Source organism: Paenibacillus alginolyticus DSM 5050 = NBRC 15375, assembly GCF_000422905.1.
In the GTDB taxonomy this organism is placed as follows: Bacteria; Bacillota; Bacilli; order Paenibacillales; family NBRC-103111; genus Paenibacillus_E; species Paenibacillus_E alginolyticus.
On sequence record NZ_AUGY01000008.1, the window covers coordinates 25,078 to 51,009 of the forward strand.

The 25,932-nt window shown below is 43.9% G+C and carries 24 protein-coding genes and 1 other RNA gene; 10 read left to right on the top strand and 15 right to left on the bottom strand.

What is annotated here, in order from left to right:
- Window positions 1-76 precede the first annotated feature (76 nt).
- On the top strand, window positions 77-2,308 hold the full coding sequence (locus tag G519_RS0103040) for an MMPL family transporter (RefSeq protein ID WP_029193422.1): 2,232 nt from the start codon (window positions 77-79) through the stop codon (window positions 2,306-2,308).
- A gap of 46 nt (window positions 2,309-2,354) precedes the next feature.
- Here G519_RS0103040 and G519_RS0103045 read toward each other — a convergent pair whose 3' ends face one another.
- The 6 genes from G519_RS0103045 to G519_RS41525 all read right to left on the bottom strand — a co-directional run bounded on the left by G519_RS0103045 (window position 2,355) and on the right by G519_RS41525 (window position 8,801).
- On the bottom strand, window positions 2,355-3,002 hold the full coding sequence (locus tag G519_RS0103045; RefSeq protein WP_029193423.1) for a nitroreductase family protein: 648 nt from the start codon (window positions 3,000-3,002) through the stop codon (window positions 2,355-2,357).
- A gap of 85 nt (window positions 3,003-3,087) precedes the next feature.
- Window positions 3,088-4,182, bottom strand: coding sequence for an efflux RND transporter periplasmic adaptor subunit (locus G519_RS0103050; RefSeq protein WP_029193424.1), 1,095 nt, complete (start codon window positions 4,180-4,182; stop codon window positions 3,088-3,090).
- Between the two features lie 13 nt (window positions 4,183-4,195).
- Window positions 4,196-5,548 (bottom strand): ABC transporter permease, encoded by a 1,353-nt coding sequence (locus G519_RS0103055; protein ID WP_029193425.1) that lies wholly within the window; start codon window positions 5,546-5,548, stop codon window positions 4,196-4,198.
- Window positions 5,545-6,234, bottom strand: a complete 690-nt coding sequence (locus tag G519_RS0103060) for an ABC transporter ATP-binding protein (protein ID WP_029193426.1) — start codon at window positions 6,232-6,234, stop codon at window positions 5,545-5,547. The genes G519_RS0103055 and G519_RS0103060 overlap by 4 nt, the downstream gene beginning before the upstream one ends.
- 25 nt (window positions 6,235-6,259) lie before the next feature.
- Window positions 6,260-7,444 carry an MFS transporter gene (locus G519_RS0103065; RefSeq protein ID WP_036631947.1) on the bottom strand — a complete coding sequence of 395 codons (1,185 nt, stop codon included), beginning with the start codon at window positions 7,442-7,444 and terminating at the stop codon, window positions 6,260-6,262.
- Window positions 7,445-7,466: 22 nt separating this feature from the next.
- Complete coding sequence (locus G519_RS41525; RefSeq protein WP_051253028.1) at window positions 7,467-8,801, bottom strand: hypothetical protein; 1,335 nt, start codon at window positions 8,799-8,801, stop codon at window positions 7,467-7,469.
- Window positions 8,802-9,027: 226 nt separating this feature from the next.
- Between G519_RS41525 and G519_RS0103075 the strand changes: the two genes are divergently transcribed.
- From G519_RS0103075 to serS, 5 genes are all read left to right on the top strand, one after another.
- On the top strand, window positions 9,028-9,342 hold the full coding sequence (locus tag G519_RS0103075) for a hypothetical protein (protein WP_029193428.1): 315 nt from the start codon (window positions 9,028-9,030) through the stop codon (window positions 9,340-9,342).
- Between the two features lie 28 nt (window positions 9,343-9,370).
- A complete protein-coding gene (locus tag G519_RS0103080) occupies window positions 9,371-10,003 on the top strand; it encodes a hypothetical protein (RefSeq protein WP_029193429.1) in 633 nt (210 codons plus the stop codon).
- A 31-nt stretch (window positions 10,004-10,034) separates the two neighbouring features.
- A complete protein-coding gene (locus G519_RS0103085; protein WP_084160004.1) occupies window positions 10,035-11,060 on the top strand; it encodes a tetraprenyl-beta-curcumene synthase family protein in 1,026 nt (341 codons plus the stop codon).
- A gap of 36 nt (window positions 11,061-11,096) precedes the next feature.
- A complete protein-coding gene (pfkA, locus tag G519_RS0103090; RefSeq protein ID WP_029193431.1) occupies window positions 11,097-12,065 on the top strand; it encodes a 6-phosphofructokinase in 969 nt (322 codons plus the stop codon).
- A gap of 307 nt (window positions 12,066-12,372) precedes the next feature.
- On the top strand, window positions 12,373-13,656 hold the full coding sequence (serS, locus tag G519_RS0103095; RefSeq protein WP_029193432.1) for a serine--tRNA ligase: 1,284 nt from the start codon (window positions 12,373-12,375) through the stop codon (window positions 13,654-13,656).
- 56 nt (window positions 13,657-13,712) lie between these two features.
- Here serS and G519_RS0103100 read toward each other — a convergent pair whose 3' ends face one another.
- On the bottom strand, window positions 13,713-14,666 hold the full coding sequence (locus tag G519_RS0103100) for a D-2-hydroxyacid dehydrogenase (protein WP_029193433.1): 954 nt from the start codon (window positions 14,664-14,666) through the stop codon (window positions 13,713-13,715).
- A 172-nt stretch (window positions 14,667-14,838) separates the two neighbouring features.
- Window positions 14,839-16,020, bottom strand: a complete 1,182-nt coding sequence (locus G519_RS0103105) for a putative glycoside hydrolase (RefSeq protein ID WP_029193434.1) — start codon at window positions 16,018-16,020, stop codon at window positions 14,839-14,841.
- Between the two features lie 109 nt (window positions 16,021-16,129).
- On the opposite strand from G519_RS0103105, the gene G519_RS0103110 reads away from it, so the two are divergent.
- Window positions 16,130-17,284: an MFS transporter gene (locus G519_RS0103110; RefSeq protein ID WP_036631949.1), complete on the top strand. Its 1,155-nt coding sequence runs from the start codon at window positions 16,130-16,132 to the stop codon at window positions 17,282-17,284.
- 46 nt (window positions 17,285-17,330) lie between these two features.
- Here G519_RS0103110 and G519_RS0103115 read toward each other — a convergent pair whose 3' ends face one another.
- From G519_RS0103115 to G519_RS0103135, 5 genes are all read right to left on the bottom strand, one after another.
- Complete coding sequence (locus G519_RS0103115; RefSeq protein ID WP_029193436.1) at window positions 17,331-17,567, bottom strand: Sec-independent protein translocase subunit TatA/TatB; 237 nt, start codon at window positions 17,565-17,567, stop codon at window positions 17,331-17,333.
- A gap of 124 nt (window positions 17,568-17,691) precedes the next feature.
- Window positions 17,692-17,886 (bottom strand): hypothetical protein, encoded by a 195-nt coding sequence (locus tag G519_RS0103120; RefSeq protein ID WP_029193437.1) that lies wholly within the window; start codon window positions 17,884-17,886, stop codon window positions 17,692-17,694.
- 129 nt (window positions 17,887-18,015) lie between these two features.
- Window positions 18,016-18,837 carry a YitT family protein gene (locus G519_RS0103125; RefSeq protein WP_029193438.1) on the bottom strand — a complete coding sequence of 274 codons (822 nt, stop codon included), beginning with the start codon at window positions 18,835-18,837 and terminating at the stop codon, window positions 18,016-18,018.
- A gap of 177 nt (window positions 18,838-19,014) precedes the next feature.
- Window positions 19,015-19,707, bottom strand: coding sequence for a DUF4247 domain-containing protein (locus G519_RS0103130; RefSeq protein WP_029193439.1), 693 nt, complete (start codon window positions 19,705-19,707; stop codon window positions 19,015-19,017).
- Between the two features lie 50 nt (window positions 19,708-19,757).
- Window positions 19,758-20,294 (bottom strand): DUF4178 domain-containing protein, encoded by a 537-nt coding sequence (locus G519_RS0103135; RefSeq protein WP_029193440.1) that lies wholly within the window; start codon window positions 20,292-20,294, stop codon window positions 19,758-19,760.
- A 280-nt stretch (window positions 20,295-20,574) separates the two neighbouring features.
- Here G519_RS0103135 and G519_RS0103140 point away from each other — a divergent pair, with 280 nt between their 5' ends.
- The 3 genes from G519_RS0103140 to ssrS all read left to right on the top strand — a co-directional run bounded on the left by G519_RS0103140 (window position 20,575) and on the right by ssrS (window position 23,625).
- Complete coding sequence (locus G519_RS0103140; RefSeq protein WP_029193441.1) at window positions 20,575-22,179, top strand: DEAD/DEAH box helicase; 1,605 nt, start codon at window positions 20,575-20,577, stop codon at window positions 22,177-22,179.
- A 368-nt stretch (window positions 22,180-22,547) separates the two neighbouring features.
- Complete coding sequence (locus G519_RS0103145; protein ID WP_029193442.1) at window positions 22,548-23,393, top strand: YesL family protein; 846 nt, start codon at window positions 22,548-22,550, stop codon at window positions 23,391-23,393.
- Between the two features lie 50 nt (window positions 23,394-23,443).
- A non-coding RNA gene (gene ssrS / locus G519_RS48375) (6S RNA) lies at window positions 23,444-23,625 on the top strand.
- Window positions 23,626-23,679: 54 nt separating this feature from the next.
- On the opposite strand, the gene xylB is transcribed toward ssrS, so the two are convergent.
- Window positions 23,680-25,209 carry a xylulokinase gene (gene xylB / locus G519_RS0103150; protein ID WP_029193443.1) on the bottom strand — a complete coding sequence of 510 codons (1,530 nt, stop codon included), beginning with the start codon at window positions 25,207-25,209 and terminating at the stop codon, window positions 23,680-23,682.
- 111 nt (window positions 25,210-25,320) lie between these two features.
- A complete protein-coding gene (locus G519_RS0103155) occupies window positions 25,321-25,815 on the bottom strand; it encodes a GNAT family N-acetyltransferase (protein ID WP_029193444.1) in 495 nt (164 codons plus the stop codon).
- Window positions 25,816-25,932 lie beyond the last annotated feature (117 nt).

The window sequence follows — 25,932 nt, forward strand, 5'->3', positions numbered from 1 at the left end:
TGACCAGTATATATAATTATTTCAGTGCCTTACAACTAATAAAGAGATTAAATCCCTTTAGAAAAGAGGTTAGGATATGCATGAGAATTATTTATTCAGTAAGCTAGGTGCGATTGTCGCAGGTCGTCGCAGTAAATGGATGACAGTAATGGTTTGGGTTTTACTAACTGGAATTTTATCTGTCTTCTTACCTAACGTCAATTCACAGGAAAATAATACAGCTAGACAGATTCCAAAGGATTCTTGGTCACTTCAAGCAAGTGAAATGATGCGAGAGCAATTCCCTAGCGTTGAAGGGATCCCCGCGTTAGTTGTTTGGTATCGAGCAGCAGGTTTAACAGATCAGGATCTTGCCGGTGTGCAGAAGATCACGAAGCAGTTAACGGATTCTCCTTTATCCGCGCAAAAGGGGCTCCCACCACTGCACCAACTGCCAGCACCATCACTAAAAGGAAATCTGTCCAAAGACGGCACCTTGCTTGTGCTTCCCATTTCTTTTGAAGAGGGGACAGGGACTGAGATTTTGCAAGAAGACTTGAAAAAGCTGCAAGAGTTAACCATCGCACAGATAGGCAGCGATCCTTTCACAGCTAAGGTTAGTGAAGAAGGACTGCATGCTCGAATTACAGGCCCTGTGGGCATTCAAACGGATGCTACGGCTTTATTCAAGGGAGCGGACTTTGCCTTATTGCTTGCTACCGTACTCTTGGTTCTCATACTTCTATTCGTGCTTTATCGTTCGCCCATTCTTGCTATTATCCCACTTGTTGGGGTGGGGTTTGCCTATGGGATCATTTCGCCCATTCTTGGTTTTCTTGCCAAACAAGGCTGGATTACGGTAGACGCTCAGTCAATATCCATCATGACTGTTCTTCTATTCGGTGCTGGAACGGATTATTGCCTGTTCTTCGTGGCGAGATATCGTCAAGCTTTGATGGAAAAGAACGATAAATATGAAGCAATGCGCATATCCTTTGCTGGTTCCACTGGTGCTATTGGGATGAGTGGTTTAACGGTTATTGTCTCGCTATTAGGATTGTTATTTGCTAACTATGGTTCAAATCACCGCTTTGCTATTCCTTTCAGCGTTGCCATCTTGATTATGGCGATTGCTAGCTTAACATTAGTTCCAGCGCTGCTCGCGATCATTGGTCGCGCCTCATTTATCCCATTTATTCCGCTGACGCCCGACATGCGTGAAGAGAAGGAAGCTCGCAAAGGTAAACGAATACGTGAGCAAAAGGCTGTCAGCACTATAAGCGTAGCTCTAGGTCGTATTGTAACTGAAAAACCAAAGAGCGTACTTGTTATCAGCTTAATAGTACTCATTGCGCTTGCCGCTTTCGCATCTCAGATTAAGTTCACTTATAACATTTTGGAATCTTTCCCGTCCACGATGCCTTCTCGTGAAGGGTTTACACTACTTTCGGAGCATGTATCGCCAGGGTCATTGGCTCCGTTGAAAGTCATTGTTAATTCAGAAGGAAAGGAAGCAGATATACAAGGGGCCCTTTCTAAGCTGCCTTATGTAGAATCTATTTCTAAGCCTGCACAAAGTAGTAAAGATGTGAAGTATAGAGCGTATGAGCTCATTTTCAAACAAGATCCGTATGCTCTGGATTCCATCGACCGTATACCGGAAATTCGCAGTATGGTCGAGCAGAAGCTAATGGAGGCAGGTGTTTCTGTACCGCAAGTGTGGATTGGCGGCGAAACTGCTACGCAATATGATACGAAAACGGTGGTAGAGCGAGATACACGAATTGTCATCCCCATTGTCATCACTGTTATTGCCATACTGCTGCTTATTTATTTACGATCCATCGTTGCCATGGTCTATCTCATTGCAACTGTATTACTTTCTTATTTCTCCGCATTAGGAGCGGGATGGCTGATTCTGCATTACTTCATGGATACGTCGGCCATTCAGGGATTAATTCCGCTTTATGCGTTTGTTTTCCTCGTTGCCTTAGGAGAGGATTACAATATCTTCATGGTATCTAGCATATGGCAAGAGCGAAATCGCTTAAAGCTGAAGGATGCGATACGCCTAGGCGTCAGCCAAACGAGCAGTGTCATCACCTCTGCGGGATTAATTCTCGCTGGAACATTCGCAGTTTTAGCCTCACTGCCCATTCAAGTGCTTGTCCAATTCGGTGTTATCTGTGCAATCGGCGTTATCCTAGACACATTTATAGTTAGGCCTTTCCTCGTACCTTCGATTACGATGCTGCTTGGAGAGATGTCCTTCTGGCCGGGTAAAATCAAACAACAACCACAAGCCCAATATGAAAACAAACGCGCCTAAACAAAAGGAGCTGTCCGCGAATGCGGCAGCTCCTTATTCAATCCTATTAGTCAATAATTTGTAGAATATCATCGATTTCTTTGCGTGCGAGTTTGCCAGGACGATCCTTTGGATAACCGAGAGCGATGACCATATTAATCTGACATTCTTCTGGAATGTCCAAATAAGCTCGAATCTGATCTTGAGCGAGCAGGACAGGACCCGTCATCGGACAGGTTGCCAAGCCTCTTGCATGCGCGGCGAGCATCAGGTTCTGTGAGGCTAAGCAGGAGCTCTTAATGCCTTCTTCGGCCCAAACGGTGTCTTCGACGAGCTGAATCGGATCAAAAATACGATCACGGAACTTCGATTCGTAAGGCGTTGCTAAGCAAATGATAAGTACGGGTGCATCGGAGAATGCGGTAGCATAGGGACCGAAGGACTTCACCAATAAGCGGGCTTCTCGCGAAAGGCCTTTTTCCTCGGCAACTGCCGCACGGAGATGGAGTTGGTCCCAGGTCAATTGTTCAATATGTTTAATTTTCTCTGTATTTCTTATCGCAATGAACTTCCATGTTTGGGAATTCGTATCGCTGGGTGCATATCTGGCGCAGTCGATAATTTCACGAATATCGTTGGTGGCAATTTCTTGCTCTGTAAAGTTTCGAACACTGCGGCGCTCGAGGACAATCGTCTTAAAATCTTCATAATTCATAAAAAATAACTACCTGCCTTTGCTGCTTGAATTGTGCATATTTTGTTACTTGGTACTAAGACGTTATCTTATTATAAATCAGTTGCTATTGCAGCACAACCGTATCGCCTTCATTCAACCCTTTTAGTACTTCGGTTTTCTCAGGAGTTTCCAACCCAATCTCGATATCACGTCGTTCTACGCCTTGAGGAGTCTGCAGCATCACGTAATAAACTTCTTTCTCGTGCAGCACGGCTAACGTAGGTACGACAATGGTTTGTGGCTTTTTATCTGTTTCTATCGTTCCCGACAGGCTGAGACCGGCTATTAACTGCTCATTTGGTTCTAACGAAATAGTTACCTCGAATTGAGCTGAACTTGTGCCTTGGTCCGTGCCACTCTTGGCAAACTTGGATACTTTTTCAACCTTACCTTGAAGCTTCTTCTGTTTTAGCGCATCAACTTTTACTTGTACGAGCATATCTGGCTTAATACGAAACACATCAAATTCACCAACTGTGCAAACCAACTGTAATTTCGTCAAATCTACGATTTTGCCGATACGCACGCTTTCCTCAACAGACTTAGGAATTTTGGAGGAGTCTTCGAATAAGAAGATGCCATTCTCTGGCGCAACGAAGGAAGCCTGTTCCACTTTCTCTTGTTTCTTAGCCAATTGCAATTGAATGGATTGATCATTGACCGCATTTAACTGCTCTTGAATTTTACGTCCTTCTGACGCGGCAAAGCGCTGGCGGGCATCATCTTCACTAACAGCACCTGCAGCTACACTATCACCCCCAGGTCCAGCAGCTTTGAAATTAGCTAAGTCGGCTTCCAGCTTTTGTTTCTTCAAGTTAGATTGCAGAGCAGCAATTTCACTTCTTAGCGGTGTGGCATCAAGCTCAAACAATGGCTGTCCCTTTTTCACTTGTGCCCCGTCTGTTATGTGCCAAGCTTTTATTTCACCGCTGAAGGGTGCATATACGCGTGTCTCCTTCTCATAAGAAGATTTCCCTTTCACTTCAATGCTGTTAATTAGATCTTCTTTTGTAACTTTGAATTGTAAAGCATTGAAGGCACCTGCGTCGGCATTTTTTGTTTTCATTTGGCTAGGATGGCTTGATATGTATAGAAAGCTGCTAATGCCACAGACAATGACTGCCGTTAGAATTAGCATCCATGTTTTCTTTTTCCTCATGCTAAACAATCTCCTATTCTCGTTTAATTGCTGTTAGTGCATCGGTTCGAGAAGCTTTAACTGCCGGGTATAAACCCGAAAGAACGCCCGTCATAATCGCAAAAAACATACCGACTGGAAGAATCCATAGGCTTATAAATAAGATTTCAACAGGATCCCCTCGGTTATTGGAACTAAATTTGATAATGATCAAATTAATTCCCCAAATGACCCAATAAGAGAGCAATATACCAACAAAACCACCCAACATGCCCAGAAGCGAAGATTCCACGATAAACATATTGCGGATTTGTTTCAAATTTGCGCCAAGTACTTTCATGATTCCGATCTGTCTCCTGCGCTGATGAGTGGACATGGTCATCGCGACCACGATGGAAATGGAAGCTACGAAGAGAACAAAAAGTCCAACACCGGTGAGCAGCAATCTAACAATGGCGAACTCGCCTTTCATGCGATCTTCTTGATACAAATTAGTCTGCGTTGTGAGTTGTAGTTTTTTAATCATTTCATCTACTTGTTTTACATTCGTACTGTTATCTACTTTGACTCTAATTTCTGAATACTGAACATGGCTATTTGTTGAGGACTTATTTTGGGCTTGTAGAATTTTGAGACCTGTTTCAGGGGATACATAAGCGGTTTTATTCCCTTGCAGCATGGATTCTGGCAATCCATCAGGCTTCTTCAGTACACCAATGACGCGAACTGTCACCTCATTTGGTTGGATGGTTTTCGTTCCTGACTGGTTCCCCGGTTGATCTTGGTTATTATTCGATTTTAGCGAGATTTGCTTTTGATAGAGGGGGTAAGGAATAGCACCCATCTGACGGTAAGTTTCGGACTGTTCCTTGCTAGGATTTTGCTGCATAAGTTTATTACGTACTTCCGCCGTCTTTATATCCAGAACGCCAAGCGTAGCCCCATAATTGAGAACGATATTATTGATCTGATCACTAGCCCCACCCTGTTGGAACTTAGCGTCGAAGTCCTCTAAAGTACTCAACTCCGTAGCCTTGAGGTCTAGGTAGCTTTCTTTGCCGTCATCGACAGTGAATCTGAATTGTCCTAAATTTTGAAAACTAGCCACCGATTTAACATGAGGAAAAGTACGAATGAGATCGAGCTTACTTGTCGTAACTTTTGAAGGACTGCTAGGATCGCTGTTTGGGTCAACGATGGTGATTTCATCGGTTTTGAGATAGAAGCTCATTTGCTTCTGACTGTAGTGTTGAATCGATTCGCCAAAGCCAAGAGCAACCATAATGGAAGCCGAGCCAATGGCAATTCCGACCGTACAAAGCGCTGTCACAACCTTGCGTCGCTGCAGTTGGTCCCAGCCTAGACGAAGGTAATCCTTAAGTTTCATCCAGCTTCACCTTCCTGCTCATTTCCTTCCAGTAAATAACCATCGCGAAGCTGCAAAATGCGCTGCGTTCTGCGTGCAACTTCATGCTCATGGGTAACAATAACGAACGTAATGCCATTCTGGTTCAAATCAATGAGTAGATCGATGATCTCTTTCTCCGTTTTCGTATCCAGATTACCTGTTGGTTCATCGGCAAAGACGATAGCTGGATTCGTAATCAAGGATCGGGCAATACTGACGCGTTGTTGTTGTCCTCCAGATAACTGTGAAGGAAACATATCAGATTTATCCATGATACCGACTTGCTGTAAAAGAGCCAACGCTCTTTGTTTACGTTCATGACTTGCGACACTTTGGAAGACAAGTGGCAGTTCCACATTCTCGCGAACGGTTAAATGTGGTATTAATTCATAAGATTGGAAGATAAATCCGATATGAGTTCGCCGAAATTCCGCCAAGCGGTTTTCGCTCATTTTCTCTATGGCCTGTCCAGCGATTAAAATACTGCCACTGGTGGGCTTCATTAGGCCTGCCATTAAATTTAGCAGTGTTGATTTCCCAGAGCCTGAACTGCCGAGCAGAGCAACCATTTCTCCTTGCTCTACTCGGAAATTCAGTTCATGAAGAACGGGAGTTTCTTCTTGGCCTGTGCGGAAGCTGTGAGATAACCGTTCAATGGCTAACACGTGATCAATCCTTTCAATTTAAAACTTAGCGGCCACTTGGCATACTTTCACCTTCATCGCTTTGAAAAATATGAGTGCCCAGAAACCCAATAGCCGCGACGATCGATAAGCAAGCTGCAATGATATAGACTGTGCTTCCACCAGCTAAATCAAAAATCCAACCGCCCAGCGTGCCGCTAATTAGTCCTGCAATACTTGACCATGCCACAGCGAAGATGGCTTGCCCGGAAGAGCGATATTCATCAGGAATAATTTGGCTAATATAGCGATTAGCCGTGAATAAGAAGATACCGAATGTTAAACTGTGTAACAATTGAACCCCAATGACCCAAGCAGGATCTTGAATAGAACCCATAATGAAGAAACGAACGGCATATATGATTCCGGCGAAGGCAAGCAGGGGTAATTCTTTGAACCTATGTCCATGTTTGCTTAGAAAGAAAAACACCGGAATTTCACTCAGTGCCGAGGTCATCCAAGCATAGCCAATCAGGGAATCAGATGCCCCAAGTTGGCGCATGTACAAGGCTAGGAATCCATCGTTGAAACGATGTGAAACGGACATAATAATAATTAATACTAAGAACCAGACGAACTTCTTGGAACGAATGATATCGAGCATGCCTCCGAAGGCCATTTTCTTGCCACCTTGGCGCGCATCTTTTAGCAAAAAGATAATGACTAACGTGCAGCTGATGGTCAGCAGGCATAGTACTGGCGTTAGCCCTGTGCCGTAGTATCTAAGAATTAACCCAAAACCTCCGGCAGATACAGCGAAACCGATGGACCCCCAGACGCGGAAAGAGGCGTAGCTTTTACCGCTATCTCGAATACTTAGCATTAACTGGCTGTCATTCAATGAATTTACGGGCTGCTGGAAGAAGAAAAACATCGCTAAACATATGTATAGCAAGGAGAACCAGCCTGCGGTAAATACCAAGATGGCAGTGATCAGCTGCCCAATAATCAGGATGATCATGATTTTCTTTATCGTTTGGAAGCGATCACTAAGAAATCCCCACAGCAAGTTGGTTGCTATCCCAATCAGTGGCCCAATGGCATACAGCAAACCGATTTGAAGCTTGGAATATCCTTTGTAATCAAAGTAAAGCGGGAAAAAAGTAACAACAATCCCCATCGTCATAAAAAAGGAAAACGTGAACAATTTGAGTAGGTGGTCTTGTGGCTTTGTAGATATAGACGTTTTCATAAGTAGTTATCACTCGATTTCTTTACAAATTTTCTGTAGAAAAATTCGTTTGCCCGCTTTCGGACGTTCGTTTGAGTACAAAGAGCACGACTAGAAGCTCTGCCAGCATACCAACCGATTGCGCGAGAGCACCGATCAAGCCATTCCAACCGGGTGCATTGGCTATGACGATGAATAAGGTTAACACAGTAACGATAGCATTCGCAGTTTGAGAGAAAACCATGATTTTCGTTTGGCCTCTCAGCATAATAATGCCGTTCATGTAATCAAGCCACGGGAATACAATTGTCATGATCATAAATATACGCATGGCTAGTAAGCTTGCATGCATCAGTTCGGAATTAACACCCATGACATGTGTCATAAACCAAGGTCCGAGAGCTGTATAGGCAAGAATTGCGATTAATGCTCCTGGTATAAAGCTAAGAAGGATTACGAAACGTACGACACTTCTGGCATCTTTGCGATAGAAATTCAAAACAATTTGATGAATATAAGAGAAGAAGCTCAAAACCAATTGCGTCAAGGAACCGGCAATCGCATAAGAAGAGATCGCTAAATGAATATGCGTTGTTTTGCCTAATATGGCATTTATGGCTGGTCCAATGATGACGGCAATGATCGAAGAATACAGAAGGGGCTTATAGAAGCTGAAAATTTGTTGTTTGGTTTCAATCGGATGATTAGGGGCCTTTTCTGGTATGATGGTTCGAAGTAAGTTAGTTCCTTCCCATACAGCAACCATAGCTTCAATAATCATTCCCACTAAGAAAATAATGGCGCCAACACGGCCGCTAGAAACTTGATCTGTCGTAATAAAATATAACGATAACAAATACATGGCGATGATTCGCACACACATACCAATGGTCAACCATTTGGTCCTCATATTAAAAATAATGATACCGTGAAATAAGCACCGCAGTCCTGAGAAAATGCTCACGTACATCAAGATGCGATAAACACTAAGTGTAGTGTCTAACAGCTCACGTTCAACTCCAAAAAAATAAAGAAATACCCATTCCCCAACAGGTGTATAACATATAATGAGACCAATTAGGATGATACACGCGAATACATATGTACTAACTGCTGCCATGGCTCGAAATGAGATGCGATCTCTTACAAGTGCTGAGCATGCTTGCCGCAGCAAAACAACGGGTCTTTCGGTTAGTCCAAGTAAGCTTAAAGGCAGTGCATAGCTGGCAATGACCACTTCCGAATTATCGGCTCTGGCCAAGGTGCTGTTGATAATAACATGCGAGAGGGTAACTAGTGTTGCGGAAAGGCCGAGGGGGAGGAAAAAGGAGATAAGCTGTTTCCATGTGATGTTTTCTTTGATTGTCTTAGCGGTCATCCAAATCGCACTCCTTAGAGTTTTGCTCGAGCAAAACTAGCTTCGTAAGAGGAACTCTTACTAAATATTCCCTTTTAAAAACGTTATTTAAGTATACCAGAAAATGAAATCAGGTTGACATACAATTTTAACTGGAAACCCAAGGTTTGAAGTGATACATTTAAAGGTAGAATGTTTCTTGAACAAGTCGCAGCATGTTTTTACTGCAAGGAGGTTTAACAGAAGAATGAGCTGCTATTTCCAGTATGATGACAGGCTCGGAATTGAGATTCCTGTGTTAGAAGAAGAGTGGGATTCTTATCCGCCCAGTGTGCGTGTTGATATTCTATTACATTGGGAACAAATTCGCGGTGCCATACCTGACCGTATTATGAAGTTAGAAACGACGATTATTTACAAACAAAATCAGCTGGACAAGGAAGACGATTTTCCCACATCATGTCGTTTGAATTCCGAAATTGCTGACGTAGCTTCTATCATAAATGATCTTCATCTTTGGTTCCGGGCGAATCAGGAATTGGAATCGAAAACCCACCAATAATGGTTGTCAATGAAGGGAGAATGACTGCATGCATAGCAATAAGGATGGGGATAACTGGCTGGAAGCTATTGCAAAGCCGCTCTTGGAGCATCTGCCTGCTTTATATCCAATTGAAGAATGGGATGGAAGCATGGATGCACGCATTGAAGCGCTTGTCCCAGCTATGATGACTCAAGGCAGTCCGGGGCAAGAGTCTTATGGATTGGCGATTAAAGCGGGTCTTTTTTTACTGAATGAGAGTTTAGATAAATCCCATGATATTGCCCAGGAAATCACGAATGCAACAGGCAGCTACTGGCATGCTTTGATGCATCGGATGGAGGGGGACTACAGCAATGCGAAGTATTGGTTCAACGATGTTGGTCATCATCCCATTTTCTCTAACTTACTACAATTTGTGAGTGAATATTTGTCAGTAAAAGACTTTGCGGATTTGGACAATGAAGCCCTTCGTCAGAAGCTTGAAGTGCTTATTACTTCTCCGGAATGGATCCCTTGTGTCTTCATCGATATCGTCGAGTTACAAGTATCCCTGGTTCAAAATCCTATTGTTGATCAATGGTTGCGGCATATTCAACGATATGAAATGCAGTTATTGTTGCAGTATTGCTATGAACAAAGTTGTGGAGGAAGTCTGCTTGAAGCAATTGAACAGAAGTAGCACAAAGGTTCCACAAGGCCCAATACGATTAATGGTCAGGGTGTACCGATATATTTTACCGGATGTAAGCGATCAGCTTTCCATGTGGAAAACAAAGGCGGAAAATATCCCGGATAGCGAGCTGCGTACCCAAGCACTAGCCAGCATCGCTACGAAGCAATTTCATTGTCAAGGTGGCGCTGTTTATGCGGCTGCTAATTTATCGATGCGTCATGTACTCATCCCGCTCATTGTTGCGTTTCAAACGATTAGCGATTATTTAGATAATCTATGTGACCGAAGCACATCCTTGGATCCCCAGGATTTCCGTCAATTGCACCAATCGATGTTGGATGCTGTTGATCCTTCTAAGCCTTTGAACGATTACTATGCATACAGACAAGAGAAAGAGGACGGAGACTACTTAAGAGATCTCGTCCAAAAGTGTCAGTCTTGTATTAGTCTGCTTCCGTCCTATACACAAGTAGCCGATCAGGTGCGAGAATTCGTGGCCTTATACTGCGATTTACAGGTGTACAAGCATATTCGCAAGGATATGCGGGAGCCTGAGCTTCATCAGTGGTGGGATCAACATCATCATAGGTATAGCCAAATTTCTTGGAATGAATTTGCAGCAGCCACAGGTTCAACATTAGGCATGTTTATGCTTTTCCTTGCGGCTTGTGATCCTCATTTGAGTGAAAAGCAGGTCGATTCGATACGGGAGGCTTATTTCCCTTATGTGTGCGGGCTGCATATTCTACTTGATTATTTAATCGATCAGGAAGAAGATATCTTGGGTGGAGACCTGAACTTTTGCAGTTATTATGAATCTATGGAAGCAACCGTAGAGAGAATTGCCTTTATCGTGCAAGAGGCTCGCAGCAAAATTTTGTTCTTGGAACATCCGCGATTTCATCGTATGATAATCGAAGGTTTGCTTGCGCTCTATTTGTCGGATCCTAAGGTCAACGGCCAACAGCAAGTGAAGAAAGTATCGAAGCGTCTTATGAAAAATAGTCCGTTAACCCGGTTATTTTTCTGGCTAAATAGCATGTACATCCGTACGTCATCATGAATGACATTCAGAAGAATTTGAAGGAGGATATGAAAAATGTCAGCAGTAAAATCAATAGCCGTTCTAACAAGCGGCGGAGACTCTCAGGGAATGAACGCGGCCGTCCGTGCGGTTGTAAGAAGCGCATTATTCCATGGTCTCGAAGTCTATGCCGTACAACGTGGATACCATGGTTTAATTAACGATGATATTCGCCAAATGGATTTGCGCAGTGTTGGAGATATCATTCAACGCGGGGGAACCATTCTACAAACGGCACGTTGTAAAGAGTTTTTAACGCCTGAAGGTCAGCAAATTGCAGCTGAAAACCTACGTAAACGCGGCATCGATGGTTTAGTCGTTATTGGTGGAGATGGATCTTATCAAGGTGCCAATAAGCTAAGCAAGTTAGGCATCAAAACGATGGGTCTGCCGGGTACAATCGACAATGATATCCCATTCACAGACTTTACGATCGGTTTTGATACAGCAGTAAGCATTGTTGTGGATGCGATTAACAAGCTTCGTGATACGATGACATCGCATGAACGTTCATCCGTAGTAGAAGTCATGGGGCGTCATTGCGGTGAGATCGCACTATACGCAGGATTAGCTAGCGGTGCTGAAACGATTATCGTTCCTGAGGTTGAGGTCGACATTAATGAAGTGGCTAACCGTATGAAAGATAACTTCTCCCATGGCAAACGTCATAGTATCATTCTCGTTGCAGAAGGAGCGGGATCCGGTGATGGGATCGCTAAGCAGATTACCGAGTATGTTGGTATTGAGCCTCGTGTAACTGTTCTTGGTCATATTCAACGCGGAGGAGCTCCTACGCACAATGACCGAATCTTGGCAAGCCGTCTTGGTGATTTCGCTGTACGTAAGCTCATGGAAGGCGATTCTTCCAAAGCATGCGGTGTGATCAAAGGCGAATTAGTAGCTACCGATATTGATTTAGTTGTAAATACAAAGCGTCCTTTCAATACAGAACTTTATGAATTGGCAAGTCGTTTATCCCAGTAGGACTATATTGGAACAAACGCTATTGACCTGTATCATATATTCGTTTATAATATCGTTCAATATACAAAGCGACATTAGGTCTGTGAAGAGCATCCAACTCGGAGACGTTCATGATCGGTAAGGCGCAAAATATAACGCCTTACTCTAAATAAACCGGCACCGCCCGTTATCGCGGAACCAAGCGGATGATGACATGTTGATGTCGTCATCAAGTTGGGTGGCACCGCGAGCAGAACGCTCCTCGTCCCAATCGGACAGGGGCGTTCTTTGTCTTTTTCAAATCAAAGAAAGGGAAGCGGTGAGTGGTATGTTGGATATCAAATGGATTCGAATGCATCAGGATCAAGTGAAGGAAGCGGCTCAAAATAAAGGTGTAGAATGTCCATTGGATGAGCTGCTTGAGGTAGATGAGAAGAAAAGGCTGCTGCTTCATCAAGTGGATCAGCTGCGCACAGAACGCAATCGTGCATCCGTTCAGATTGCCCAGTGTATGGCTGAGCAGAACAAGAGAGAAGCCGAGGCTTTAAAAGATCAGGTTCGCGGCTGGAATCGAACATTAACGGAGTACGAAGAGGGGCTTGCGAAACTGGAGGAGCGGTTCAAGGGACTAATGCTTACGGTACCGAATCTGGCTTCACCTGATACGCCACTTGGGGCTACGGATCAAGATAATGTTGTACAGAAAGTAGTGGGTCAGCCAACCTCGTTAAAATTTGAACCTCGTGATCATATGCAAATCGGGGAGGCGTTGGATTTATTCGATTTCCCTCGCGGAGTGAAGGTGGCTGGAAGCCGGAATTACTATCTCAAGGGGATGGGGCTATACTTACACAGGGCTGTTCAGCAGCTTGCTCTTGATTTGCTATCTGACCGAGGTTTTACGGTGATGGATGTTCCGCTGATGGTGCGGGAAGAGACGCTGCAGAATGCGGGCTTTTTCCCCGCTGGGAAGGACCAGACCTACGAATTGCAAGATGAACATAAATGGTTAGTTGGCACATCGGAAGCTCCATTGGTTTCGTATTATGCGGATGAAATTATTGATTTATCAAAAGGGCCGGTACAACTGGCAGCCGTATCGAATTGTTTCCGTAAAGAAGCCGGTTCAGCAGGTAGAGATGTACGCGGATTATATCGTGTGCATCAATTTGCCAAAGTCGAGCAGGTGATTCTTTGTGAGAATGATCCCGCCACTGCTGATCAAATGCTAGATCAAATTACACAGAATGCGGAAGATATTCTAGGTTTACTTGAGCTTCCTTATCGTGTTGTTGCCGTATGTACGGGAGATATGGGCGCCAAAAACTACAAGCAATATGACATTGAGACATGGATGCCAAGCCGTAATGCTTATGGCGAAACACACTCGTCATCAAGCCTTCTTGACTTTCAAGCTCGCCGCAGCGGCTTGCGATATCGAGATAAGAATGGTGAGCTGCGTTATTGCTATACCCTCAATAATACAGCTGTCGCCACACCCAGAATTCTAATTCCATTACTAGAGAATCATCAGCAAGCAGATGGTTCGATTTATCTGCCAGCCGCTCTGAGACCGTATATGAGAGGGCTCACTGCCATACCGAATAAATAAAATAACGTACCGCATCCTTAGGAGTTCAACTTTGGGATGCGGTACGTTATCGTATGTTAATAGCCTTCTGTTAAATCAACAACATTCATCATTTCGGTGCCATCTAAAATAGCTCTCAAATTATGATAAAAAATCGTGGAAACTCGCTCTGTATAGTGAACGGAAGCTCCAGCGATATGCGGAGTAAGAATAACATTATCCATGCTCCATAGGGGAGAAGTTAACGGTAATGGCTCCTGCTCAAAAACATCGAGCGCAGCGCCTGCCAGCTTGCCTTCTTGCAGCGCATGGATCAAATCCTCTTCATCAATGACATCACCGCGAGCCAAATTGATTAAAAAAGCACTTGGTTTCATTAAGCGAAGATGTTCTTTGGTCAAGAAGCCTCGCGTCTTAGCTGTGCTAGGAAGTAGAAGAACGACGAAATCACTTTGTGAAAGCAAAGACGTTAAACCTTCTTCTCCGCTAACCGTCGAATCAAAGGCAGGCCCTTGCGAACCGGAACGATTCAGCCCAATGACAGTCATATCAAAAGCCTTAGCTTTGCGAGCAACCGCTTCGCCGATTGCGCCAGCACCAATAATGCCAATTGTTTTACCATAAAGTTCACCGAAACTGACTTGGTTGTTCCATACTTTACTTTGCTGACGCTCATGGAGAAGATTCGCCTTACGAACCCATTGCAGCATGAGACTTAACGTAAATTCACTCATCTGGATCGTATGTACCCCACGGGCATTGGTTAGTATGACATTACGCCGTGCTAACTCTTGGAGAGGAAGCTTATCAACGCCAGCCGATATGGTTTGCATCCATTTCAGCTTATCCGCCTTCTTGAGGATGTCCGGATTCATGAGGCCAGCCGTGATCATTACATCTGCATCTGCTATGTATTCCCCAGCTTCACTTGAAGATTTAAACCAATGAAATTGGCAGCGTTCCTTCAAGTCTTGCGGCATCTGCTTTTGCATGGAAGTCAAATCCATTCCAGTTATGGCGACAATATTCATTGCATTCAACTCCTTTTATATCTTTGAGAATAATAAAGTCAATCTATAAGATTCTTTGATTGTACATATCTCCGGTAATTCTGGTAACATGAATCCTGATTACATGATAAATCAAACCGAAAACGAAAGTAAACACCCCGAGAGCTCTTAGTGCTCCCAGGGTGTCACCATGTTAGTATTTCACATCAGGTGTGTAGTTGTTATTGGCGTTCCATAGCAGGAACTCATTGACGCCGTTTTCTTTCAAAGCCCGTATTTGTTCTTCCACTTCATGTTTGCCGTACTTGATATAACCAGGTACCCAAGAAGCGGTGAAATCTTGAATCCAAGGGCGAACTATCGGCTTCCAACCTTTTTTATCAATGGCTTCTAACTTCTTGGTTGTATCCTTAGATGCTCCATCGATAGTGACAAAAGGCGCAGCATCCGGCACTTTGGAGCCAAACCAGCCTGTGCTGTAATGACTTGGATAAATCATAGGAGCGATGACATCGACATTTTGAGAGATTTTCTCGAAATCTTGACCAATGCCTTCGGCTGCCGGAACTGAGGCCGCATAACCAAAAATATCAACAGATACACGTACACCAAGTGGCTGCAATTGTTCTTTGGCATATTTGACGAAGGAAGCGACAGCATCAATACGTGAACGTTCATCCTTTGTATATTTGAGAATGTCAGCTCTTTTTTCGAAGCCTTCCGGGAACCGGACGTAGTCGAATTGAATTTCTTTAAATCCAGCTTTTACGGCTTCTTTTGCTACGGCAATATTGTAATCCCATACTTCTTTGTTATATGGATTTACGAAGCTGTCCGGTGGGTTCTTACCGTTGCCCCACAGAGTTCCATCTGGATTGACGAAAGACCATTCTGGTTTCTTCTTGGCAAGAACCGTGTCCTTGAATACAACGATACGGCCGATTGGATAAATATGATGTTCATTCAAGGTACTCATTAAACCAGGCATATTACCAATAATTTTCTGTGTTGTTCCCATCGCCTCAAGCTCTGCGTTCCCAGTTTGCCAAGTGATGTAACCCCAATCATCCTTAACATCGATTACCATTGAGTTAAGTTCTGTGTCGTCCAGAAGCTTGAGCAGTGTGTTTAGGCGAGAACCTCCAGCACTATGGGCTGTTGCGTAAATACCTTTAACAACGGGGGCATCCTTCTGTGGGTCTTGTTTGTTGACTGGAGCGAGTGGATCCGTCTCTTGGGACGGATTGGGTTGAACAATCGCAACAGCATTCTTCGCATTCAGAGAAGCTTGCACGAGCTGTTCAAAGCTGGCATCCGGGTTAGCGGCTGTTACGTTGCCCCAGATTAGGGCGAGTGAAGCAAGTAATATTTCCATGATGTATAAGTCCTCTCCAATCATTGTTTCTAGCTTTTATTATAAAGCAAGCGGGAAACTACGCACAGAGGAAATTTGTAGAGGTTTGTAGAAAGAAGGTAGTCGCTCATTGAAACTTGATAAACAAATTATTTCATTATCTGGCGTGAATTTTTTTTACTATGCTTCTAGTGCCATTTTATTGCCCTATTTACCTTTATATTTGAATAGTAAAGGCTATTCAGCTAGTGAGATTGGACTCTTAATGATGATTGGTCCGTTTATCTCCATTTTCGCTCAGCCATTTTGGGGATATGTCAGCGACCGGTTCAACTCCGTGAGGAACATCGTATTTTTACTTTGGAGCCTTTCCTTACTGGGAAGTTTTGGACTGTTTTTAACAAAAGGCTTCGGGCTTACACTTGGATTTATTTTACTGCTTTACTTCTTCTTACTGCCATCCATTCCACTCATCGACAATTTGGTTGTTAAATCAACGGCGCAGCGTGGGATGTCTTATGGATCCGTACGATTATGGGGTTCTATTGGATTCTCGGGTGTTGCTCTAGTTTCAGGTCTTTTACTCAATGAATTAGGGGGAGTAGCCAACATACCTTATTTTTATTGGGCGTTGTGGATCTTCCCATTTCTATTGCTAGCTTTTATCAAAGACGAGAAGGGCAGCGGACAGCGAATAACATTACGTGCGATCGGTACGATTTTCAAAAATAAAAACTTCTTATGGTTTATGATCATGGTTCTGATAATATCTATTCCGCATCGTATGAACGATGCACTATTAGGTTTATATTTGAATAAATTAGGTGCTACGGACTCAATGGTCAGCTGGGCTTGGGCCATTGCGGCATGCACTGAAATTCCGGTATTTGCGTATATCAATCGGTACATACATCGTTATCACGAACTGACCATCTTAGGTATCGTTTCAGTCTTATACACAATCCGTTGGTTACTCTACACGCTCTTCAGCGATGCATGGGTGCTAATTGGTTTACAGACAACGCATATGGTCACCTTTGCTGTTCTGTGGATCGTTGCGGTACAGTATGTCGTGCGTCTGCTTCCGGAGCAATTTGGCTCAACGGGTCAATCCATTCTTGCGATGGTGTTCATGGGGCTTGCAGGTATTATCGGCGGTTCAGTGGGCGGATGGTTGAGCGAGCAGTGGGGAGGCGCAAGCATGTATGTGTTTGCGTCAGTGATGTCGGCAATAGCAGCAGGTATGTTTTTCGGAACTCAAGCCGTAATGCGTAGAAAAAGCTAATAATAAATAAAAACACCCGGTAGCCAAATTAGCCGGGTGTTTGCACTTACTTGTGAACTTGTCCTGATTCTGTATTCGTGACCTCTGAAGGATTAATCTCTTTACGAACCGGTACTGGCTGATCATCGGCAGATGAATTACCGCCATTTCCATTCGTTGCATCTTTAAATTCACGAAACATTTTGCCAAAACCTCTGCCAAGTTCAGGCAGTTTATTAGGCCCAAACAAGAGAAGGGCAACAATTGCAATTAAGATGATGTGCCAAGGAGATAATGCTCCCATTCCAGACACCTCCATTAGTTTATCTTAGCTCTAGTATACCATGTTCTTATCATAACCTATATACCCTAATTATTACAAACTCAATAACATTATCTGAATAAAGTTGACCAGAAAAAGACGCCCCTTAATGATACAGGGCGTCTTTATGATGTTCCGTAATACTGAACTGAATAATTTCCATGACATCTTCTGCTTCGAGCGCCTCAATGCCAAATCGGAGGACGATCTCGGAGTCCAGCTCATAGCTGGTTAAGAAGGGATACAACTCGGGTGTTAATTTCATTACAATCCTGGATAATTTGACTGTCTCCACAAGCATCACCCTTCCAATCAAAAGATTAGAATAAGAACTACGCCTGAACCACTCACGATGAAACCAGAACTATATGAAATTAGTTTCATTATAACACAATTCAACTTGGAATAAAGAGGCTGATTGCACGATTAATCATTTAAGCTTGCGGAATTCGCCGACGACACCAACGGTTTCCACGATATTCACGAATGCTTTCGGGTCTATCTTCTTAATGATTCGCTTTAATTCTACGAGTTCATAGCGTGTTGTGACGGTCATTAACATATCATGCTGCTGTTTCGTATAAGCGCCTTCCGTCTTAACTAAAGTAACACCTCTAGGCAGCAGAAGCAGCTCGTTAATCAACTCATCCTTTTGTTTCGTTACAATGAAGGCGGTCACTTTGACGTGGCGAATATGTATGGTATCGACAACTTTCCCGCTAATATAGATGGCAAGCATTGAGTAAAGAGCAAGGTCCCAATTATGCTTGAAATAGCCAAGTGCAACAATGACCACACCGTTCATGGCTGAAAGAACGGTACCGAGAGGGAAGTCAAATTTTCGGGTTAAAATCAAGCCAACAATATCAAAGCCTCCACTCGAGCCACCTATACGCAACGTGATACCGCTTCCTATACCGATAAGGACTCCCCCAAAGACAGCACCAAGCATGGAATCCTGAGCGACATAGCTTGTAGGCAAAATTTGCATAAGCCATGCTGTTAATATGACCGACGCTACACTGATCATAATAAATCTACGTCCAATTGAAACCAATCCCCAAATCATCAATGGCAGGTTAAACAATAAATACAAGAAACCAATGTTAAAATTCGTAAAATAACCAATAATCATGGCAAATCCTGAAACCCCGCCGCTAAGCAGTTGGTGAGGAATGAGGAACATGTTGAAGCCGACTGCGACAAGCAGTGCGCCAACTAGAATAATGAAAGCATCTAGCGCCTTTTTCAAAACAAATCACCTCTAAAATAGTATGCAGCATAAAGCAAGTATAATTCATTCTTCTAAAACTTCAATCTTAATTTACCTCAGGTCAATTAAATGGACTTTAATGGAAATGAGTTAATCCTTTAAAATGAAAAAAAGCTGTGTCCACTTTATGGAACACAGCTTTTTTAGAGGAAATAATTAGCGTCTTTTGAAAGAGCCCGTCTTCTTAGAAGTACTTGGCGAACTGGTAGAAGGTTTCGTTACCTTATTCGTAGTTGAACCGTCGTTTTTACGTGTTGTGGAGCTGCTGCCTGAATTTGGTGTGCCTGTACCGCTCTTGAAGCTGCCCGTTCGATCTGACGTAGTTGGTTTCTTATCCTTCGAAACATCCGTTGTTGGCGTAGTCGCCTTACCGCTACCTGCATTATAAGTCGGTGTCCGGGTGTAGCCTCTATAGTCGTCGTAAGGCCGTTTATTATTGAACCAACCTCCACCGAATAAGGATTGAAGCAGAGTGGCTGTTAAATAACCTTGTAGGAACGAGGAGTCGTAATGCGATTTGGCATATTCAATACTATCGATCTGAACAAGCGTGTTTTTGCTATCGCTGGGGTCCTTTTGGACGTTAATGACTTTATCAGTATAAACAAGGAACATTTGATCGTCGGATTCTTTGCTCTTTTCCTTCGGTGACTCTTTTGCTGCTAGCTCAGTTGCCACAGCAGGGACGCTTTTGTTTTCAACTAAATAAACCTTGGAGAGATTGCTTCCTTTGCCGTCAACACTAACTAACGGATACTGATCTTTAATATAACGTCCGGCATCAGCGCCACACGCGGTTAGAAGGGCGATGATCAATAAGAAAGAAACCCATGAAGTCCATCTTTTCACTTTTCAGTAATCCCTCCTTTCCAAACATTACTAATGATAACATAGGTTGTCTAGGGCGTCGATTTCAAAAATTTGATCTGATTGCCCGGTGTGCGCTCTCCTTCAAGAGCAATAAATTTGCCATCCTGCCATTGGAGGAAGAAGAATCTACGGTCCGGTCCGAAATATCTCCAAAAGATGATGTCGTCTCCGCTGCGGAAGTCTGTATTTCCTTCAGTCCTAGAGACGTCATTGCGATGAAACTCCAAATCAAATGTAACATCTTCGTCAAGCTCCAAACGAGTAGGAACATCATTAGGATCATCAAGAGCACCTTCGACAAAGCTGCAAAGGAAGCAGTCGTAAGTTCGCCCTTTTTCCACAATCAAACACTGAATATTTTTGCCGCTTTGTAAATAATAAGCATAACGATGTGGAGCAAACCCGCGGTCAAAATAAATGACCTTGCCGGAAACAACATACTCCTCTAGATCAACATTAACAATATCTCCAACTCGAGCATCTTCAAGGGGATTACCTATAGGTGTTGTTGTTGGTTCTTGTTTTTGACTTCGCAGGATGCTGCTGACTCGTTTAAATATGGACATTGGAAACTCTCCTCTATTCCGTTTATTGTTCTAACTTGTAATACGTATAGCTTATGCGTTAGGTTTCGTTCTCATTATGTAAGACGCCACTGGAAATGTGTGTATGACTTGTGCTATAATATTTTAGATGTTCTTAAGGGCGGCCAGTTGGATCATGGAAGATGTTAAATCAAAAGTGTATTCCACCAATAAAACTATAGACACGGATAGGAAGTCGTACTTAAGGGTAAAAAAGATACAAGGCATTAGCCTGCCCTGTACAAAAGGAGATTGAATATATTTGAAAACATTTCAGGAGTTTGGTTTAGAGCCGGCGATTTTACGCGCTGTTACGGAGATGGGCTTTGAAGAATCCACACCAATCCAAGAAAAAACGATCCCATTGGCTATGGAAGGCCGGGATTTGATTGGTCAAGCACAAACAGGAACTGGTAAAACAGCTGCTTTCGGTATTCCGCTTATTCACAAAATCAATACAAAAGAAGAGCGCATTTCTGCTCTTATCATGTGTCCTACACGGGAACTTGCCATCCAGGTTGCGGAAGAGATTGAGAAACTCGGTCGTTTCAAAGGCATTCGTTCCTTGCCCATCTATGGTGGACAGGATATCGTTAAACAAATTCGTGCTTTGAAGAAAAAACCGCAAATCATTATCGGTACACCGGGACGTCTACTTGACCATATTAACCGTAAAACAATCAAATTAGACGATGTACAAACAGTGGTTCTGGATGAAGCGGATGAAATGCTTGACATGGGCTTCATGGATGATATCCAATCCATTTTGAAATTGGTTCCAGAAGAGCGTCATACGATGTTGTTCTCTGCAACAATGCCAGCAAATATTCAAAAATTGGCACAACAGTTTCTTCGTAATCCTGAGCACGTATCGGTTATCCCGAAACAAGTTAGTGCTCCTTTGATTGACCAAGCATATATCGAATTGCACGAAAAACAAAAATTCGAAGCGCTTAGCCGTTTGATCGACATGGAAGCTCCAGATCTAGCCATCATCTTCGGTCGTACAAAACGTCGCGTTGATGAATTGGCAGAAGCTCTTCAAAAAAGAGGCTATGCAGCTGAAGGTCTTCATGGCGACTTGTCCCAAAATCAACGTGATAACGTGATGAGAAAATTCCGTGACGGCAGCATTGATGTCCTTGTAGCTACAGACGTTGCTGCGCGTGGTTTGGATGTATCCGGCGTTACTCACGTAATTAACTTTGACCTACCGCAAGATCCAGAAAGCTATGTTCACCGTATCGGTCGTACAGGCCGCGCTGGTAAAGAAGGTACAGCTTGGACCTTCGTAACACCAAGAGAAATCGATCACTTGCACTTTATTGAGAAAGTTACTCGTCACAAAATCAACAAAAAACCATTACCTAGCTTGGCTGAAGCCATTGAAGGTAAACAAAAAATGACAGCTGAGCGTATTCTTGATGTGCTTCAAAATGATACACAAGCTGAATTCAAAGGTCTAGCTATTCAAATGTTAGAACAGTATGATTCCGTAAATCTTCTTGCAGCAGCTATGAAGCTGTTGACTGGTGACAAAAAGGAAACGAATATTGAGTTAACACCAGAAGATCCGATTCGTGCAAGAAAGAAAAAATTCGATGTACGCAGCTCAGGTAGACGAGTTGGCGGCGGTTATGGCTCAGGATCAGGAGAACGTCGTCAAGGCGGCGGTTACAGCTCAGGTACTGGTTCCAGCAGCTCAAACTCCCGTTACCCGCGTAAAGATAGCAGAGATTATGGTTCAAACAGAGAAGGTGGAAGCAGTTCATCTTCCAGAAACCGTGAATACGGAAGCAACAACTCCGGTAACCGTGATCGTTCCAGAGCTCCTCGTAAGAGCGAAGAAACGCTAGTGAATAAATAAGGTTTTAACCCCAATAAAGAAAGGCGGAGATCCAGTAGGATCTTCGCCTTTTTAGCATGAGTATATGTGATTTACAGTACGAAAGTGCAAGTGATGATTACAAGCAAGATGAAGAGCACCAAAATGGCACCTGCGGACATTCCCACTGGATGAGACACTAGGATCAACCTCCTGAAAAATGATTTGGGGGTAGTTCTTTTTGATAATACTATACTATGTAAAAGAACCTAGAAAGACTAGACGTCTACCTATATGTTGAAAAATAGGCTATAATTAAACCAATGAAAAAGTAAGACAACTTAAGATGTATGCGTTTTAACAATCAACGTAGAAAGTTTCCCAAAGGAAACGCTAAGGAGGAAGCAGTTTTGGAGTTTAGAGGAGTTATGGGAGGACTGTACAGAATATCGGAGTGGATTATGCGTTTATCGGTCATTAATCTGCTTTGGATGTTATGTTCGATTCCGGTTTTCTTTTTTACTTTTATGGGCTTGGTGAGTCCATCGGTTGATGCATTGAAGGCATCGCTACCCATTATCGCCATTTTGGCACCGTTTACTTTATTTCCTGCAACTTCCGCGATGTTTGCTGTAGCTCGGAAATGGGTTACAGGTGAAGAAGATGTACCACTTTTGAAAACTTTTTTCCGTGGATATAAAGAAAACTACCTACAAAGCATGGTTGGTGGCATTTTCTTCGTAATCATTTTCGTTATCATTGCGGTGAACTACTTCTTTTATTTAAAGCAGGGAAGTTCACTGAAATTATTGGCCGTATTATTTATCGCTTTCACGGTCATTATTATCATTTCTTTGTTCAATTTCTTCTCGATTATGGTTCATTTGCATATGAAGGTTTTACAAATCTTGAAGAATGCCGTATTGATTACCATTGGTAATCCAATTAACTCGATTGTTCTGTTGCTTTGTAACGGAGCTATCCTTTACATTTGTGTGACCAAATTTAATTTCTTCCTTGTTGTTTTCTTTATGGGAAGTATTATGGCGACTTTCTCGTTCTGGCAGTTTAATCGCAGCTTCACTAAACTTCAAACGAAGCAGCAAGAGCTAGAAGAGAAGGAACAACAGAGGCTGGCTGAAGCGCAAGAAGAGGAAGCTCAAAATCATGCAGAAGCTATAACTGACGGTGAAGAAGACAGTAAGTCCGAAATTAGTTTGCATAAAAAAGATGAGAATGAAAAGACTAGAGACTAAACATACCAGTTGATAATCAACCGGTACGGCACTATAATAAGAAATACAAAAGAATCCTGCGATGTTCGTAACGGTTTTAAGTTGTTTTAAACCAATGACTGTTTCTAGGGAGACCTACATTGAAGTGTGGCTGACATGCCCTCGAAAGGGGACCTCAAATACACCTCTGCGGACACCCACCTGCGAGAGCGGGTTTGAAGCACCAAAATCGGACGGCATAGGCGGGTTTTTTTTGTATTAAAAAGAGGCTGATCAGGTAGATACCTGTTCAACCTCTTTTTAATGTTCAATGACCAGCTAAATCACTTAGCTGATGGAATGTGTTCTGAAGAGTTCCATAAAGACTACGATATATTTGATAGTAGGCTTCATACTGTTTTTGATTATCAACATTTGGTTCTGCGCGATCGGTGACATGAATCCATTTCTCGCAAAGCGTAGCAATATCTTCTTGCAGTACGCCGGAAGCGGCCATAATCGCAGCGCCATACGCAGGGCCGTCTGTGGAATTAACGGTAACCACAGGGATTCCGAAGATGTCTGCAATCATTTGACGCCAGAACGTACTCCTGGCGCCGCCGCCATTCACGCGAAGTTCGGTGACTTCAATGCCGGACTCGCGGATTAGTTGCAGAGAGTCGCGAAGCCCGAAGGTAATGCCTTCGAGAACGGCACGGGTGAGATGTGCTTTCTCGTGCCGTAGGTTGAGGCCGATGAAGGCGCCACGAGCTTTCGGATCGGGGTGCGGCGTCCGCTCTCCGGATAGGTAAGGCAGGAATAGCAAGCCTTCGCTCCCGAGGGGAGCTGTGGCTGCTGCAGACGTCAGGATCTCGTAGACGTCTTTGCCTTCCTGCTGCGCACGCTCAAGCTCCTCGTGCGCGAAGTGGTTGCGCCACCACTGGAACGAGCCGCCGGCGGCCAGCATGACCCCCATGCGGTGCCACTTGCCAGGCACACCGTGACAGAAGGAATGAAGCCGATAAGCTTCATCCACTTGATAGGTGTCGTCGTGAACGAAGACGACACCGGACGTGCCGAGCGCCACGGAGGCGATGCCTTGGCGTACGACGCCAACACCTACGGCGCCGCAAGCTTGGTCGCCGCCGCCAGCGACGACCTTGGTGCCTGCGGCTAGGCCGGTAAGGCTGGCTGCTTCCGGCAGCAGCTGTCCGGCCACGTCGCCGGACTCATAGAGCGGCGGCAGCCATTCCATAGGAATGTCCAGCCGCTCAGTGACGGTCTGCGACCAGCTGCGGTGCGCGACGTCCAGCAGCAGGGTGCCGCTTGCGTCGGCCATGTCCATGCCGAACGCTCCCGTCAGGCGCAGCCTGACGTAGTCCTTCGGCAGCAGCAGATGCCGAACGCGCGCGTAGTTCTCCGGCTCATGCTGCCGGAGCCAAATGACCTTGGGCGCGGTGAAGCCGGTCAGCGCCCGGTTGCCCGTTAGTCGACCAAGCTCGGCTTCGCCGACGGTCGACTCGATGTAAGCGCACTGCTCCGCGGTGCGCTGGTCACACCAAAGCAGCGCAGGACGGATCACCTGCTGCGCTTCGTCCAAGAACACCGACCCGTGCATCTGGCCGGAGAAGCCAATGCCAGCGACGGCTTCGCCAGCGACGCTTGTTTTCTCTAACAGAGCGCGGATTCCCTTGACTGTGGCGTTCCACCAATCCTCTGGATGTTGCTCTGCCCATCCGGGGTGGGGCTGCTGAAGCGGATATTCAACGCTATGGCTGCCAATTACTTGACCGGAGTCATCGACAAGAATGCATTTGACTGCAGAAGTTCCTAAATCTATGCCCATGAAATATGACATAAAGTTTCCCCCTTGTTAAGCTGTTGTCATCTTTGTTTGTTTAATAAATATACAAAGATTATTCATTATTATATTCGGAAGATAGAACGGAATTCCTGCTTGAGGCAATATTTATTTCCATAATAAATTCATTTCATGCCACTTGATGCCAGCGTGCTGAGAAGCCGATGGAGCTACATAAAGAAATCCATGTTTTTCGTAAAATGAAATTAAATGCTCTTCACACATTAAAACAATACCATTTAAGCCATCTTTTCTGGCTATTTCGATGATACGTTGGAGAAGTTTAGTGGCAACCCCGCGTCGTTGGTAGGATGGGTGCACGGCTATGGTCAAGATACAGAGGTATTGTCCATCTTCAGCGTGCTGTGTCACTTGCTTGATACTATCATCGGCCAATTCTTTATCATGTAACTTTATGCTATTGGTTACGCCGATAATTTGATGGTCTAGCTCATTTTCTGCCACAAGAAAATAAGCTCCAAATAGCTGTTTTCTCATTTGAAAAGCTTCTAGTGCAGCAGCTGCCTCTTTTGAAAAAACGGAAGTTTCGATTTCATAAGCCTTAATGATGTCTTGGTTACTTTCAACTGGGCGAATCAACATCCCTACATACCTCCTTGTAAAAACTTTCCTGAGGGAAAAATTTTTTTATATGCACATGTTTGTTTACCTATAGCATAAGATAGGGCTATATAGTATAATTACAAATAAAGTTTCCTT

What these genes read in the sequence shown, in the direction of transcription:
- G519_RS0103040 (WP_029193422.1), top strand. Translation starts at nt 77, where the DNA reads ATGCATGAGAATTATTTATTCAGTAAGCTAGGTGCGATTGTCGCAGGT.
- G519_RS0103045 (WP_029193423.1), bottom strand. Translation starts at nt 3,002, where the DNA reads ATGAATTATGAAGATTTTAAGACGATTGTCCTCGAGCGCCGCAGTGTT.
- G519_RS0103050 (WP_029193424.1), bottom strand. Translation starts at nt 4,182, where the DNA reads ATGAGGAAAAAGAAAACATGGATGCTAATTCTAACGGCAGTCATTGTC.
- G519_RS0103055 (WP_029193425.1), bottom strand. Translation starts at nt 5,548, where the DNA reads ATGAAACTTAAGGATTACCTTCGTCTAGGCTGGGACCAACTGCAGCGA.
- G519_RS0103065 (WP_036631947.1), bottom strand. Translation starts at nt 7,444, where the DNA reads ATGAAAACGTCTATATCTACAAAGCCACAAGACCACCTACTCAAATTG.
- G519_RS41525 (WP_051253028.1), bottom strand. Translation starts at nt 8,801, where the DNA reads ATGACCGCTAAGACAATCAAAGAAAACATCACATGGAAACAGCTTATC.
- G519_RS0103075 (WP_029193428.1), top strand. Translation starts at nt 9,028, where the DNA reads ATGAGCTGCTATTTCCAGTATGATGACAGGCTCGGAATTGAGATTCCT.
- G519_RS0103080 (WP_029193429.1), top strand. Translation starts at nt 9,371, where the DNA reads ATGCATAGCAATAAGGATGGGGATAACTGGCTGGAAGCTATTGCAAAG.
- G519_RS0103085 (WP_084160004.1), top strand. Translation starts at nt 10,035, where the DNA reads ATGGTCAGGGTGTACCGATATATTTTACCGGATGTAAGCGATCAGCTT.
- pfkA (WP_029193431.1), top strand. Translation starts at nt 11,097, where the DNA reads ATGTCAGCAGTAAAATCAATAGCCGTTCTAACAAGCGGCGGAGACTCT.
- serS (WP_029193432.1), top strand. Translation starts at nt 12,373, where the DNA reads ATGTTGGATATCAAATGGATTCGAATGCATCAGGATCAAGTGAAGGAA.
- G519_RS0103100 (WP_029193433.1), bottom strand. Translation starts at nt 14,666, where the DNA reads ATGAATATTGTCGCCATAACTGGAATGGATTTGACTTCCATGCAAAAG.
- G519_RS0103105 (WP_029193434.1), bottom strand. Translation starts at nt 16,020, where the DNA reads ATGGAAATATTACTTGCTTCACTCGCCCTAATCTGGGGCAACGTAACA.
- G519_RS0103115 (WP_029193436.1), bottom strand. Translation starts at nt 17,567, where the DNA reads ATGGGAGCATTATCTCCTTGGCACATCATCTTAATTGCAATTGTTGCC.
- G519_RS0103120 (WP_029193437.1), bottom strand. Translation starts at nt 17,886, where the DNA reads ATGCTTGTGGAGACAGTCAAATTATCCAGGATTGTAATGAAATTAACA.
- G519_RS0103135 (WP_029193440.1), bottom strand. Translation starts at nt 20,294, where the DNA reads ATGTCCATATTTAAACGAGTCAGCAGCATCCTGCGAAGTCAAAAACAA.
- xylB (WP_029193443.1), bottom strand. Translation starts at nt 25,209, where the DNA reads ATGTCATATTTCATGGGCATAGATTTAGGAACTTCTGCAGTCAAATGC.
- G519_RS0103155 (WP_029193444.1), bottom strand. Translation starts at nt 25,815, where the DNA reads ATGTTGATTCGCCCAGTTGAAAGTAACCAAGACATCATTAAGGCTTAT.